Genomic DNA, 15,024 nt, shown 5'->3' on the forward strand with positions numbered 1-15,024 from the left:
TACGCGTAGCCTATAACGGCGTATCGTAGCTGCTACATTTGTTCCCTCATTAAAAATGTAGCCCATGAAAAAAATTTGTACGCTGTTATTTATTTTATCGTGTATTTATGCTTCTGCACAGGTAGCGCCTACAGTACCTGCCAGTAATTTGCGGTTTTCCTATATCGAAGGCGCCGGTTTTCAGATCAATTTCGATGCAGGCAATGGCGCCACGCACCTTGTTGTTGTAAAAGAAGGAAGTGCGGTTACCGGGCTGCCCGAAAATAGTAAAGACTATACTGCCAACTCAAATTTTGCAACAGCCGGAACAGAGTTTACCGGCGCCGGTGAGTATGTGGTTCAAAAAAGTAGCTGGACATCGGTAACGGTAGGTAAATTAAAACCCGGTACTACCTACTATATAGCCGTATTTGAATACAACGGCACCGGTACCAATACTAAATACCTGATGGTGCCATTAACCGGCAGTAAGTCGACTGTTGTGGCGCCTGATGTGCAAACGAGCGGTGTTGGTTTTACAGAAATCACCGGTAACTCGATTAAAATGAGCTGGGTCAGCGGCAATGGAAGCGGCCGGCTGGTACTGGCAAAAAAAGCAGCTGCTGTAAATGCCGAACCAACCGACCTGAAATCCTATTCACCTTATCTTTCGGGTGAGTTTGGTACCGGTGATGTAATTAACGTTGATAACTATACAGTATACAAGGGGAGTGGCGCCAATGTAACTATTACAAAACTGGAACCAAACACTACCTATCATTTTGCCTTTTTTGAATACAATGGCAGCGGTACGCCGGTGTATTTAAAACCTGCTTCGAACTGGAATGTTACCACCAATGCAGGTCCTACAAAACCAACACAGAATATTTCTTTTGTGAATATCGAGGGAAACAGAATTACTGTTGGGGCTACCATCGGCAATGGCAGCAAGCGATTGCTTATTGCCCGTAAAGGGTCACCGGTAACGGCCGTACCTGTGAACGGAACAGTATATACGGCCAATACAGTTTTTGGTTCGGGCCAGGAAATTGCTGCGGGAGAATATGTGGTGGCCAGTTCATCGACTCAAAGTGTTACCGTAACCAATCTTGAACCGAATACTACTTACTATTTTCGTTTTTTTGAATTTGATGAAGGAGCCGGTAACAGTACTTATTATTTAACCACGCCGCTCGATGGCAGTAAAAGTACAGCAACACCCCCTGCGTCTATTGCGACTAACCTTGTTACCACAAACATCACCGGAACATCGGCTACGGTTAGCTTTACACCCGGTTCGGGCAGTTACCGGCTGGCAGTTGTAAAAGAAGGAAGTGCCGTAAATGCCATTCCGCAGGACCTGACCCTTTATAGCGGCAATGCCACTTTCGGGTCAGGCACACAGATAGCGCCGGGTAATTATGTTATTGCCGGCGGTATGAATGGCGCCGCTTTTACAATAAATGCTTTAAAGCCTGGCTATACCTATTACGCCGCCATTTTTGAATTTAATGGATCCAATTACCCGGTGTATAATAAAACACCTGCATCCATCAGCTTTTCTATTCCGCTTGAACCAACACAGGCTGCTACCACTTTTTCGCAGCTATCGAAGGAGGGCGACAGAATGTGGGTAAACTGGATCATCGGGAACGGCGCCAGAAGAATGGTAATTGCAAAGAAAGGCTCTGCCGTAACTTATAAACCTGCAGATGGAACATCCTATACGGCAAATACCATTTTCGGTCAGGGAACAGAGGTAGCACCCGGAGAATATGTGATGTACGACGGTACGAATAATAATTTTACGCCAACCAATCTTGAAATCGGAGCTACCTATTATTTCGCCGTATTTGAATACAATGTGTCTGATGCCGGTGTGCCTGATTATTTAACTACTACGTATTTAACCGGTAATGCACCTACTGTTACACGGCCTACGCAGTCAACTGCTTCTTTAAGCGCTACTGCTATTCAGGCAACACAGGCCACCATTAACTATACTGGTGGAAATGGTACCAGCCGCCTGTTTGTAATGAAAGCCAATACACCGGTTGATGCCGTTCCACAGGAACTTACAGCATACTCAGGTTACAGCTTGTCGTTTGGAGTGGTGCAGTTTGTTTCGGCCGGAAATTATATTGTATACCGCACTTCTTCGGCCAGTAGTCCGTTTACCGTAAGCAGTCTTACGCCAAACACTACTTATTATGTTACGGCATTTGAATACAATGGCTCAGGCCAGCCTGCATATCTGATACCGGGCAGCAGCTTTAGTTTTACCACTACCGATTTACCTGGCGCTACAGTACCCACTACGGCTGCCACCAATGCTGTTTTTTCGGCTGTTGATGGAAATAAATTCACTTTTAAATGCACAAACGGCGATGGCGCCAGCCGTATAGTGGTAATGCGACAGGGCAGTCCTGTTTCATTTATTCCGTCTAATGCAACCAGTTATACGGCTAACGCTTCATTTGGTGCGGGCACCGATTTGGGCAATGCACAATATGTGGTGTATAATGGCAATGGCAACATCGTTACCCTCACCAACCTGTTGCCGGCTACCACCTACTATTTAACTGTTTTTGAATACAATGGATCGGGTAGCTTGCTGCGGTATCTTACCAGCAGCATACTAACAACCAGTAACGCCACCGTGTCGGCGCCTGTAATTGCCGCCACCAATGCAACCGTTGCGGCAACCGGTAACAGCATAACGGTAAACTGGATCAATGGAAGTGGCAGCGGAAGAATGGTTGTAGTAAAAAAAGGAAGCGCTGTATCTGCTGCTCCTGTTGATTTAAGTGTGTATCCTGCCAATGCTGTTTTCAAAAACGGTGCACAGATAGCTATTGATGAGTACGTTGTGTTTTCGGGTAGTGGCAGTTCGGTGATGGTAACCGGACTTACACCGGGCGATGTATATTTCTACAAAATTTTTGAATACAATGGATCAGCGGCGCCGGTTTATAACAGTAATGAAACTCTTAGCGGCAGTGTGGTAACCGGAACATTGCCTGTAACCTGGTTATATTTTAATGCTGCAATAAGAAATGGTAATGTGGATTTAAACTGGGCAACTTCGGCAGAAATTAATACATGCCACTTTACTGTAGAAAAAAGTTCAAACGGTGTGGATTTTCAGCAGGCAGGCATGGTGAATGCTATTGGCAACAGCACCGGTAATCAAAGTTATACCTGGACCGATGCAGTAACAAACGGTTCAACCTGGTATTACCGCCTGAAGCAAACCGACAGGGATGGTTTGTACAGCTATTCGAAAATTGTTTCGGTTCAACTCAATAATGATGCGATGGCTGTAAAACTTCAACCGAACCCCGTACAAAATACTGTTCGTGTTCAGTTACCCGATAATATGCAACCCGCAACCTTACTTATACATAATGCAGCAGGCGTACCGGTGCACCGGCAAACAGTTAACAACGCTCAACCGGTTAACGTGCAACAATTACCGGCCGGCATGTATTACATCTCTGTTCAGCATAACGGAAAGCAGTATACTTTAAAGATGATTAAACAATAAAATAGTTTTCATACATACACAGGTACATAAAAAACGGTCCCGATTTCGGGACTGTTTCTTTTTTTATTTAATGGCGGTGATGGCGGTTCCGCCGGCTTTGCTTTCGGTTTTTACAATACCAAAGCCCGGGGCAAACCATTCAAATCCTTCGATATTAAATGGTATACCAATGCCCATCGTTTTTATGGTGATTTTGCTTTTGTACGAAATTTTAAAACAATCCCAGGTACCGGCAGTTGTGGTAACGCTTTCTTTGGCTTCAACTTTGCGATTGCTGGTTAGCATATTTACTGATTGCGTCATACCCGAATTATCGATGGTCATATCCAGTGTGGCGTCTTTTAAATCGTCGCCCACTTTCATGCCGGCGGGATATTCAATATAAATGTTATCCGCTTTTACATTGGCTTTTGAAAATTGCTCCTGTTGCTGTTGGGGTAATTGCATTTTCATATCTATCATCATTACCCCACTTTTACAAACAATTTCGCTATGTCCCTTTGCAATAGATTTTCCTTTTTTATCGAACATTTCTGAATTAACGGTGGCCGTTGCTTCGGCGCCGCTGCTGTTGACATCTGAAACTGTATAAACCTGTTTACCATTGGCATCTCCCTTTTTGTTGTAGATGGTCATTTCAATGGTTTTGTTCTTCTGAAAGAAGTAATAGTTTTTGCAATCCTGGGCGTTGCTTTGCGACACCATCATGCAAAAAAGAACGGCAAGTAAAGTTGTTGTACGCATATGAAGGGTTTTGATGAGCTGGATGTAGCAAATTAACGACCAATTACAACAACAGGTAATACCCATTTCGTGGTAAATTGAGTAATAAGTGGTAAGCAGGGAAGGGCAATGTTTGGATATTCGGCTATTATGTATGATCATTGTGCGATCCATGTGCGATCCTTGTGTCAAAATAGCTCTTTTCCCAATGAAAGGCACATAAATCACACATGGTTGACACAAGGATTGGGCTATTCACCCCAGGTTTTACCGAAGCTCACCCCATGTTTTGGTATAGTTCACCACTAATGGCTGAACGCAGCAATTTAATTCAGCCTATTGGCAGGCGATGCAAAAAAAAGCCCCGCCAATGACGGAGCTTAATTTCTTATAATCTCAGAACTAAGTACTTAAAACTTAGAACTTATTACTTAGGACTATTCTTCGTTGAATCCTCGGGCCGGCCACCGAAACGGCGGAAGGGGGTCATTCGGTTGACGATTTCTTTAATTACAGTATCGAATTTTTGCAACTGATCGGGGCGGCATATTGACCGAACCTTTTGAAAATGACGAAAGGTGGCCAGGTCTAATCTTTTTTGCAGATCGGCGATTTCATTGCTACGCGCGTGCAACATCGAATCATTGGCATCGGATTGATTCAACAGATCGAAAAAATCTTTTTTGGCATTGCGTATCGAATCCATCACCGGCCGTTGGGTGTTGATCATGGAATCGCGTAACTTCCAGTAGGTTGCTTCCTGCTCCTTATCGAACTTCATTTGATCAACCATGAACTGCCCCATTTTTTTACCGGGATCATGGGGCGGACCACCACCTCCATCATGAGGCGGTTTTCCAAACCAGTAAATAGAGAGTGTGGCAATATTGGTTATAAATAAAATCGCTACCAACACCAAAAGCCATCGTTGACGCAGGGGCCTTATCATGGTTCTACGGAATTTTCATTGTATACAGGGTACACGCTAACAGGATAATCGGCTGCTACAACCTGAGCCGATTCGGATGATGTGCTACCGGAAGAAGTGCCTTGCTCCAACATTTTCAATACGGTGGTGGCATTTATAATTAAAATAATAGCAGCAATCGATAACGCCAGAACCGGTTTGGTAAGCCAGCGACCCAGCGGACCGCCCTGGTCGAACTCCTTTTCCATCTTCACTTTAAGGCGGGTATACATAAAATCGGGCGCCTTAGCGCGTTGTATACCCTCCAGGCTATCCATCACCTCATTGATCTTCCGGGAGTTATTATTTGAATCGGTTGACATAACTGTAATTTAACGATCTAAGCTAATATATTTGACGATAATAACAGGCAAATCCTTCGAACCCCTATGGGTCTTGTGAATTATTCTGTTGATAATGTTTTTCAAGTAATTTACGCAGGTTTTGCCTTGCCCTGAATAACAGCGATTCCACCGCCGAAACCGAAAGATTCATTACGTCGGCAATTTCCTGGTAACTCAGTTCCTCTGTTTTGTGCAATGTAAAGGCTACTTTTTGGTTTTCAGGGAGTTGATCTATCATGCGAAATAACAGCGCCGCCTGTTCCTTGCGATCGAGCGCCACGCCGGGATGTTGAAAATCAACAGGTTCGTGAACCAGTTCATCATTGGGGCCGAATAAACTGGTAATGAAGGCAAAGCGCTTTTTCCTGCGCCGGCTTCGAATATGGTCCAGTGCCTTGGTGGTAGTAATGCGGTAAATCCAGGTACTCAGGCGGGCGTCGCCTTTAAACTGATCAATAGACCGGTATACCTGTATAAATACTTCCTGCGCTACATCCTGTGCATCTTCGCTGTTTTGCACAATGCCAAGGGCAGTATTGTATACCAGATCCTGATAGTTCGCTACCAATGATTTGAATGCCAGTTCGTCTCCTGCCCGGAGTTGTTGTATCAGTTCCAGTTCGCTCAAAAAATAACGGCCGTTTGAAGTTTGACGCTACAACTTACGAAATCCTGCGGGAAATCAATTAGCAATCGACAATTGGCCATATGCAGGGGACGTATAGCCTGTTTTTGTTGCCTGTTGCTTATTGCCATTCACTATATTCAAAGCATATTATACTATATGTTCAATGTGTGAAATCAGTATGATATAAGTACTATATCCGTTAAATTAACGGTGATGGTACGGACCTGGTACGGAGATGGTACGGAGAAAACTACCTGCAACCCTCAACAAAGTATTGCCTTTAAGGCAACTGAAGGGGAGAGAAATTATTTGTTAAAAGGCGAATGAATTACCAATGTGGTTTGATTGCCTGTTACTTGTTACCCGGTTTCTTTTTCCCGGCAGGTGTACCATTGGGAGTATGTATGCCGGCAACTTTTGCTTTTTGAACATTACGCCATACAAAAGGCGAATAGCCAAACTGGTTTTTAAAAACCTTTATAAAGCTGCTGGTGCTTTTATAACCAACCAAATGACTTATATCTTTAACTGTTTTTGACGTGAATTCCAGTAACTCTTTGGCTTTTTGCATGCGGGCCGACATCAGAAAGCCATATAAACCGGTACCGAATATCTGCTTAAATCCTTTCTTTAGTTTTACTTCATTCAATCCTACTTCTTTGGCTATTTGCGGTATGCTGTAATGATACCGCTCGTCTTTGGTGATGATGTTTTTGGCGTGTAGAATACTGTTTATATGCAGGTTTTCCTGGTAGTTATGGTCATCTGCAGGTTCAAGGGTTTGCATCAGCAACAAAAACAGCAGCAGGTTGGCTTTATTATCGAAATACAATTTTTGGTAGGGATCATCGTACCGGCAATGGATCATTTCATGAATAATACTGAAAACGCCGGCCGTTAAATACATCGGTTTGTTAGATAGCATGGCTGGTTTATTGGCTTCTATTTTAGCTACAAACTGGTCGAGGTCAGGAAACAGCGATCTCCACTTTGAAAGCTGGTTCAACGGGTAAAAAATATCGAATGATATATATTCTTTACCTTTTTTACAGTAATGCGTGAATTGATTATCGGGCGCGTATAACATATTTGCTCCGCCTTCCTGCAGGTAAATATCACCATACCCCTGTACATGCATCAGTTGCGATGTTTTTATAAGCAGGCGCAGTTTTGCCATTACACCATGACCGTTTGTTGATGATTGCACTAAAAAGGTGGTATCGCGTGTAATGCGAAACACCGAATGCCATGCATTTATATCGCCGGGGGGAAGACCCTGCAACAGCATGGCCCCGTAACTGCCACGGGCAGCCTGTACAACAGTGCGTTGTACTTTGAACCTGGTTAATTCAGGAGGAACCTGTTCGCTAAAATGTACTTCTCCATTCGGGGGGCAAAGCAGTTTCATAATGTTACTATTAGATGGTAATGAATGGGAGAGTGGCTAATAGTACAAAAGTAGGCTCAATGCTTAAGTGTTGCGATGACCTTTGTCATACGCAGCGTTTGATTAACAAACTAAGTTAATCTTATACGTTAGTAATCAGGGAAAAAATGTTACGAAATCGGGCGAAGAATTTTTTTTATGATCTATTTGATTCTGATAACCCCTTCGGTTACAATCTGGAATTTTGAAAACATGGCCGAGTCGTTAACAGGCGGAATGTCGTCAGATACAAGCGTTTTTACTTTTTGTAAAACTTTCATATAACCACTTGCATCGTACATGCCGTAATACGGGGCAGGTGTTGCCCGGTTCAGGTTGTAATAAAGCCAAACATTATCCGAAGCCAATACGGTGTTTTCGGCGCTTGTTTTTACTAATATATATTGCGATTTGGTAGTTTGTGCCGATCCGGTATATACTTTAATACCCGGAATTATTTCGTTGTTAACACCTTCTACCATTGTTACCCTGCCGGCTGTATTTAATTCAATAAGCTCGCGCACATTTCTTTTATTAAATTCTGCGTTTACACCCCCTTTTTGCCACGACATTCTTGTGAAATAATTGTAATCATCTTTCTGAATGTACACATGTGCATTCGGAAACAAGGCTTTACAATCAATATGATCCCAATGTTGATGACTTAAAATAATATCACTGATTTCCTCAGGGCGGATAGCCAAAGTTGGCAGCGTTGAGTCGGGACGCAAATAATTGATGCCATTAAAATCTTTGGGTTCTTCAATACCATATAAAAAACCGGCATCCAGTAATATATTTTTTCCATTATTTCCTTTGATCAGCCAGATCATGAAATCGATATTCAGGCTGTCTTGCGATGCAATTCTTGAAGCGGGAGCATTAGGAGCCAGGGAAGAATATTTTATGGCGTAAACTTCATAGTTGAGGTCCTGTGAAAATGTAAGAAGGGAAGTAAATAAACCTATTAGAAAAAGATGTAATTTTTTCATGGGTAAAGATTAATGCATAAGGGCAAAGCGCCTTGCATTATGCAAATTTACAAATTAAGGTCAATTATGAAAACCGGTCGACCTGGCCGGATTTTTACAATTTATTCAAGGCAAGCATGGGCCATTGGGGGTAAAAAAGAAAGAAAAAGTCCCGACTACGGGCGGGACTTTTGTTGCCCGACAAGGGCTCGAACCTCGACATACAGATCCAGAATCTGTCGTACTACCATTATACTATCGGGCAGAAGATATTTGAAAAAAGAGCTACATTTAAAAAGACGGCCACAAAAATATTACAAATTCCTGGAAAACAAAACCTTTCTGACCTAAACATTTTGATATGAAAAACAAATGGTCACTTTACCTCGGCCGGTTTTCGGGTATAAAAGTCTACATACACTGGACTTTTCTGATACTAATCGTGTGGATCTTTATCATGCATTCCCGGATGGGCGATGGCTGGCAGGCGGGTTTATGGGGCGTTTTGTTTATTCTGGCTTTATTTGCCTGCGTTGTATTGCACGAATTCGGGCATGCATTAACCGCCAAAAGGTATCATATTGCCACCCGCGATATTACCATTTACCCCATAGGCGGCATAGCCAGTTTGGAGTCGATGCCCGAAAAACCGGGGCAGGAATTACTGGTAGCTATTGCCGGGCCGCTTGTAAATGTGGTTATTGCCGGCCTGCTGTTTGGGTACATGTGGCTGATTGGTTATAATCCCGATCTGGATCAACTGGAATCTGTTTCTCAGATCCGCCCCGATATATTTGTTTTAAATCTTTTTGCTGCCAACCTGGCCCTCGTTGTTTTTAACCTGATACCGGCCTTCCCGATGGATGGAGGCCGCATATTACGCGCGCTACTGGCGTATAAAATGAACAGGGCAAAAGCCACAAAAATTGCGGCGCGCATTGGCCAGTTCCTGGCCATTGTATTTGTGTTTTCAGGCTTCTTTTATAATTTCTGGCTGGTGTTTATCGGATTGTTTATTTATCTCGGGGCCGGAGGCGAAGCGGCTTATGAATCGGCGCGTAGTTTACTAAGCGGATTTACCGTACGCGATGCATTGATGACGCGGTTTACAACTTTGCTGCCAACCGATGATCTTGAAAAGGCTGCCCGCTTACTGCTCGACGGACAGGAGCAGGAATTTTTGATCACCGAACAGGAGCTGGTAATAGGTGTGCTTACCCGTAAGGAGCTGATCCACGGCCTGTCGGAATTTGGAAAAAATTCTCCCATAGCCAATATTATGCGAAAAGATTTTTTAACAGTTTCGCCCGATATGAACCTGCACGAAGTATATACTTCTATGATGAGTGGCTACGGTACGGTGTATCCTGTAATTGAAAATGGCAGGCTGGTGGGCATGGTTGATAAGGAGAATATCAGTGAGTTGATTTTAATAAAGCAGGCCAGTAAGTAGTAAGTCATAAGTTATAAGTATTAAGTAAGCAGCAGGCAGTGGGCAGTTGTTGACTGGGCTAAAAACAAAAATCCGGAAGATGTATCATTGGCGACATCTTCCGGACTTTTCTTACTACTTACAACTTATTACTTATTACTTACAACTTAATTATCCCACCAAACCTTATCAGTTATTTTAGCTGATTGAATCGATTGGGGATTGGATAATATTTCTATTTGCGGGTATAAAAATCTTCTTGGAATATCCGACGAGGCATTGGGCACTTTGGTCAGCAACGGATAACCGGTGCGGCGCCAGTCGTTAAAGTTTTCGATCGATAAAAAGTTGGCGATCTTTTTTTCTTCCATAATACGTTGCAGCGCATTGGCGGCTGTTAAAGTGCCACGGGCTGAAATATACGTATTGATATCGCCATCGGCAATGGCCAGTTTGGTCATATGCGATTTAATGGCTGCCTGATAAACTGGTTCGGCTGCTGCATAACCCGATTTATACAGGGTAGCTTCGGCTTTCAGGAACAAGGCTTCTGAATAATTAAACACATTTACCGGCGAAGAAGCATTTCCGTAAGCAGGGCCGGGTAATGAATATTCTTCCAGATCGCCCAAACTTACCGAACCAATGGGCCTTCCGTTATACAAACCGGTTGCGCTGGCTTTGGCAACCAGCTTTGGTAAGCGGGGATCGTTACGCGTAACCAGTGTATCAACACAGGCCGAAGAAAGCACCAGTGTACTTACCGGAAGAAAATCAACATAAAACGGATTTTCGTTACCGGCGCTTCCGGGATAGGTGAATATCATATCATCATCGTTCGATTGCAGGCCGTTTTGTAAGGCTGTAAGCGCCAGGTCGGCCTGTGCAGTTGCTGTATGGCCGGGCGCTTTGATCAGGTGCATATAATAACGGGCCTTGAGCGAATACGCGAGCTTTAACCATTTGCTCATGTCGCCGCCATAAAAATAATCATCCCCGGCTGGTTTAATAGTAGTGTTCTTATTTATGTCGGCAATGCCGGCATCGAGCAACTGCTGAATGGTTTTATAAATATTTTCCTGTGAATCGTATGCAGGCTGCAGTTTGGTGGTTCCCTGAAATGCTTCGGAATAAGGAACATCGCCCCAGTAATCGGTGGCAATACCCAGGCTAAAAGCGCTTAATATTTTTGCAATGCCCGAATAATTGTAATTGCCGTTTGTGACGGCTTTGTCGTTCAGTGCTTTGAGGTTGTTGAGGCTGGTTACATACAAATTGCTCCAGATGTCATTAAGGTCGGGATTGAAAAGCATGTATGTGCCCGTGTTAGGAACAGGCTGATTGAGCGCCACATTCTGCATCCAGTGATTTACCAGTATGGCGGCAAATCCGCCGGTTCCTGATCCGCCTGTGAGTATAGAAGAAATATTCAGCTCAACCGGCGCCAGTATCAGCGATTCCTGTACCGTGAGTGGATTATTGGGATCGGTATTAACGTCGATGAATTTTTTACAGCCTGCACTGCTTATTAAACAGGATAAAAACAGTACTGTATATATATTATTACGCATATTGATCGTGTTTACAGATTAATAATGGATGCTACAGATTTTACAGGCTCAGTTTTAAACCAATATTTACCGAGCGTGATGTAGGTGATGAGAACGAATAAATACCCATCGACCCGTTTGATGAACCAAATGAATTGGTTTCGGGATCGCCGCCGGTGAAATGCGGACTGTATATCCATAAGTTTCTGCCTGTGATGGTTAATGAAGCTGATTTAAATGGTGTTTTATCGATCAGTTTTCCAGGAAGAACATAACTGAAACTTACGTTGCGTAATTTAATATAGGTAGCATCCTGTATAACAGATTCAAGTATGCCGCTGATCCTTCTGTAGTATTGCTGTCCGGTTACAGAAACTGTATTCGCTTTGTTATCTGTTATGTTGATGCCATCAACTACCCGCGGGCCGCGGTCTTCAGTAACTTTGGGCGTACCATAAAAATATCCGTATCCGTCTACGTTGTTTTCAATAACGCCGCCTTTTTTCATGTCAAAAAAGAAACTCAGGCTAAAGGGGCCATAAGTAAGGTTGTTGGTTAATCCTGCCAGCCAATCGGGCGAAACAGTTCCCAAAATGCCCTGGTTGGCATCGGCAAACGGAAGGCCATCAGCATCTACCAAAAGCTTGCCGGTGGCGCTGTCGCGCGCATAGCGGGTGCCGTATTTTACGCCGTAAGGCTCACCCACAAATGCCTGGGTGAATCCAATGGGTACGCTTTTTAAGCCATAGCCCAATTCAACCACTTTATTGTTGAGTTTGGTGAAGCTTAATATCAGGTCCCAGCTGAATTTGTTTGTTTTTACAGGTGTGGCATTCAATAACAGTTCAAATCCTTTTGTGCGCATACGGGCGCTGTTTATGATGGTGCTGTTATAACCGATAGCGGGAGATGTATTAATGGGTATAAGTCCATCCTGAACTCTTTTATCGAACCATGAAATTTCGGCGCCGATGCGGTTATTCAGTGCTTTAAATTCAAGCCCTGTTTCAAATTCTTTTACCAGTTCATTTTTCAGTAATGGATTTCCCAGGGTACCGCTCAGTAAAAAACCATTTTGTCCCTGAAAGGGAAAGCTGATACCTGCAATGGCATTGTCGCCGCTGGCGTTTATGTAAGGCGTTGTTAAAGAATAAACGCCTACGTTATCATTACCAACTGTTGCATAGGAAGCGCGCAGCTTACCAAAATTCAGGAAAGGAAGGTTGTCTTTCGTAAGTTCCGAAAAGATGAAGCCTGCTGCAACAGAACCATAGGGATAAAAGCTGTTGTCTTTTGCCAGTATTGAAGTACCGTCATAACGGCCGGTTAAGGCCAGGTTTAATAAATGATTGTATTCTAAATTGGCCTGACCATAAAAACCTACTTTTCGTTGTAAATAATGCGCTTCGGTATAGGTTTGTGTTGAAGCATTGGCTACATTATCGTACCCCGAGGTAATAGATAAGCCAACGCCTTTAGCCTGCACGTTTTGGGTGTAGGTTGAAAAAACATTATTACCCAACAGCAGCTGTACATTCAGTTTATTGAATTCTTTATGGGCATCAATGATAAGGTCGTGATTGTACTGCCGGAAATTATTTACCCGGTCAACTACAACACCTTTGGGATTGGCTACCGAACCGCGTGCTTCGTAATACTTCACCTGTTCGTTGTACATATCGGCGCCCAGCCTTTCGGTTATCGTAAGCCATGATGCAGGTGCATAGTTCAATGTAACCAAAGGCAGAAAACGGTTTACGGTGCCATGTGTATATACATTATCGAGCACCCAGTATGGGTTGTTACGCGAATAGCGGTATACACGTTGTGTGCCATCGGGATTTAGATAAGGTAAAGGATTCCATGAAATGGGAGCTGTATAAATGGTCCAGATAGGACTTTCCAGAATATAGCCTTCGGGCATGCGGTTGGTGCGCGAGTTGGCATAATTGAACTGGAAGGTTCCGGTAATTTTATCGCTGAGCTTTGTGGTGAATTTGGTAAATACCGAATGCCGTTTCAGATACGTGGTGGGTACAGTGCCCTTTTGATCTAAATAAGAATAAGATGCATAGTAATTGGAACCGGGACCGCTTACACCTCTGAAACTAATAGAGCTGGTAGAGGTAACGCCGGTTTGAAAAAAATCTTTCAGCTGGTTCCTTTTCTGTACCGGTTGTCCGTTTACACGCAGCGTGTCCATCAGCGGGCCCCACGAACTGCTGGCTTTATCGGTTTCACCATTGTAATAAACATTATCTACATTAACTCCGTTGATAGTTTTGGTATCACCCTGTGCATATTTGCTTTGTATTTTGGGAAAGATGCCCTTTTCGAGCGACACATCCTGCGAAAAACCGATCACCGGTTTGCGGGTATTGGCGCCGCTTTTGGTGGTGATCATTACAACGCCTCTTGCACCTGCCGAACCATATAAAGCGGTAGCGGCTGCACCTTTTAATACGTTTACACTTTCAATAACCGAAGGATCGATGTCGATTAACCGGTTACTGCCGGGGCCGCTGTTCACCGCACCGGTTTCGGAATTGTTTACCGGTATGCCGTCTACTACGATCAGTGCTTCGTTATTGCCCAAAATTGATGTGGCGCCTCTGATCACAATGCGGCTCGATGCGCCGGGTGTTCCCGACGAGCTGGTGATTTGCACCCCGGCTACTTTGCCGGTCATTGCATTTAAAATGTTGGGTTCTTTGGCCCGCACCAGTTCATCGGCTTTAATTTCCTGGGAACTGAAGGTGATGGTCCTTTTTTCGCGTTTTACACCAAGCGCTGTAACCACTACTTCGTTTAATGCGTTGGTGTTAGACATCAGCAAAATGGCAAGCTGTTCATTTCCGCTGGTTTTTACTTCCTGTTTGTTGAATCCAACGGCGCTGATCACTAAAACCGCATTTGATGTAATGCTGATCTGGAATGTTCCGTCGTCATCAGTACTGGTACCCAGTTTTGAGCCTTTTATAAGTACCGTGGCCTTTGGCACAGGCGCCCCGTTTTCATCCCGTACTATACCTTTTATTACTTTATTTTGCGCCCATGTGTCAAAACAAAGTAATAACGCCGAAGCAAGTACGAATACCCGTAGCAGTGTGAGTTGCATGTTATATTGTTTTGGTTTGTTTTACAGAAAAGTTTGCTGAAGTTGATTTTACGGCAGCCTGAATATTAACCAGTCGTTAGAGTACAGGATAAGCATTTCTTTGGGGCAGGCGGTAGTTTTTCCGGGTTTGCAATTGAATAATTTAACTTGTACGAATTTATTACGGTATGGCAGAATTGTGTTAATGCTTCTTGACGGATTGTTTACGGATATTGACAGGTAGTTTATTTGCTTTTCAAGATGCCATTCAGCGTAATTATACCTGTTCTTTGAACAGATTAAAGGTGTAATTAACGGTTATGAGTAATTTGTTGACCGATTTTGCCTGTTAAAAAATGT

The 15,024-nt window shown here is 43.6% G+C and carries 10 protein-coding genes and 1 tRNA gene; 2 read left to right on the forward strand and 9 right to left on the reverse strand.

What is annotated here, in order from left to right; genetic code table 11:
• The first annotated feature begins 64 nt into the window (after positions 1–64).
• Positions 65–3,526 (forward strand): T9SS type A sorting domain-containing protein, encoded by a 3,462-nt coding sequence (locus AC59IL_RS33795; protein WP_496556680.1) that lies wholly within the window; start codon positions 65–67, stop codon positions 3,524–3,526.
• Between the two features lie 63 nt (positions 3,527–3,589).
• Here AC59IL_RS33795 and AC59IL_RS33800 read toward each other — a convergent pair whose 3' ends face one another.
• The 7 genes from AC59IL_RS33800 to AC59IL_RS33830 all read right to left on the reverse strand — a co-directional run bounded on the left by AC59IL_RS33800 (position 3,590) and on the right by AC59IL_RS33830 (position 8,850).
• Complete coding sequence (locus AC59IL_RS33800) at positions 3,590–4,270, reverse strand: TapB family protein (RefSeq protein ID WP_496556681.1); 681 nt, start codon at positions 4,268–4,270, stop codon at positions 3,590–3,592.
• A gap of 406 nt (positions 4,271–4,676) precedes the next feature.
• Complete coding sequence (locus AC59IL_RS33805; protein WP_496556682.1) at positions 4,677–5,198, reverse strand: Spy/CpxP family protein refolding chaperone; 522 nt, start codon at positions 5,196–5,198, stop codon at positions 4,677–4,679.
• A complete protein-coding gene (locus AC59IL_RS33810) occupies positions 5,195–5,539 on the reverse strand; it encodes a hypothetical protein (RefSeq protein WP_496556683.1) in 345 nt (114 codons plus the stop codon). Before AC59IL_RS33810 ends, AC59IL_RS33805 begins: the two co-directional genes overlap by 4 nt.
• Before the next feature lie 64 nt (positions 5,540–5,603).
• The gene (locus tag AC59IL_RS33815) at positions 5,604–6,188 is read right to left on the reverse strand and encodes an RNA polymerase sigma factor (protein ID WP_496556684.1); all 585 of its coding nucleotides are present in this window, start codon (positions 6,186–6,188) and stop codon (positions 5,604–5,606) included.
• 352 nt (positions 6,189–6,540) lie between these two features.
• The gene (locus AC59IL_RS33820) at positions 6,541–7,596 is read right to left on the reverse strand and encodes a helix-turn-helix transcriptional regulator (protein ID WP_496556685.1); all 1,056 of its coding nucleotides are present in this window, start codon (positions 7,594–7,596) and stop codon (positions 6,541–6,543) included.
• A gap of 182 nt (positions 7,597–7,778) precedes the next feature.
• A complete protein-coding gene (locus AC59IL_RS33825; protein WP_496556686.1) occupies positions 7,779–8,606 on the reverse strand; it encodes an MBL fold metallo-hydrolase in 828 nt (275 codons plus the stop codon).
• 173 nt (positions 8,607–8,779) lie between these two features.
• Positions 8,780–8,850, reverse strand: a tRNA-Gln gene (locus AC59IL_RS33830).
• Between the two features lie 96 nt (positions 8,851–8,946).
• Between AC59IL_RS33830 and AC59IL_RS33835 the strand changes: the two genes are divergently transcribed.
• Positions 8,947–10,038, forward strand: coding sequence for a site-2 protease family protein (locus AC59IL_RS33835; protein ID WP_496556687.1), 1,092 nt, complete (start codon positions 8,947–8,949; stop codon positions 10,036–10,038).
• 146 nt (positions 10,039–10,184) lie between these two features.
• On the opposite strand, the gene AC59IL_RS33840 is transcribed toward AC59IL_RS33835, so the two are convergent.
• Both AC59IL_RS33840 and AC59IL_RS33845 read right to left on the reverse strand, forming a co-directional pair.
• Entirely contained in the window at positions 10,185–11,588 is a 1,404-nt protein-coding gene (locus AC59IL_RS33840; protein ID WP_496556688.1) for a SusD/RagB family nutrient-binding outer membrane lipoprotein, read from the reverse strand.
• Positions 11,589–11,628: 40 nt separating this feature from the next.
• On the reverse strand, positions 11,629–14,685 hold the full coding sequence (locus AC59IL_RS33845) for a SusC/RagA family TonB-linked outer membrane protein (RefSeq protein ID WP_496556689.1): 3,057 nt from the start codon (positions 14,683–14,685) through the stop codon (positions 11,629–11,631).
• Between the last annotated feature and the right edge of the window lie 339 nt (positions 14,686–15,024).

It is taken from the genome of Niastella sp. sgz303648 (assembly GCF_059587045.1).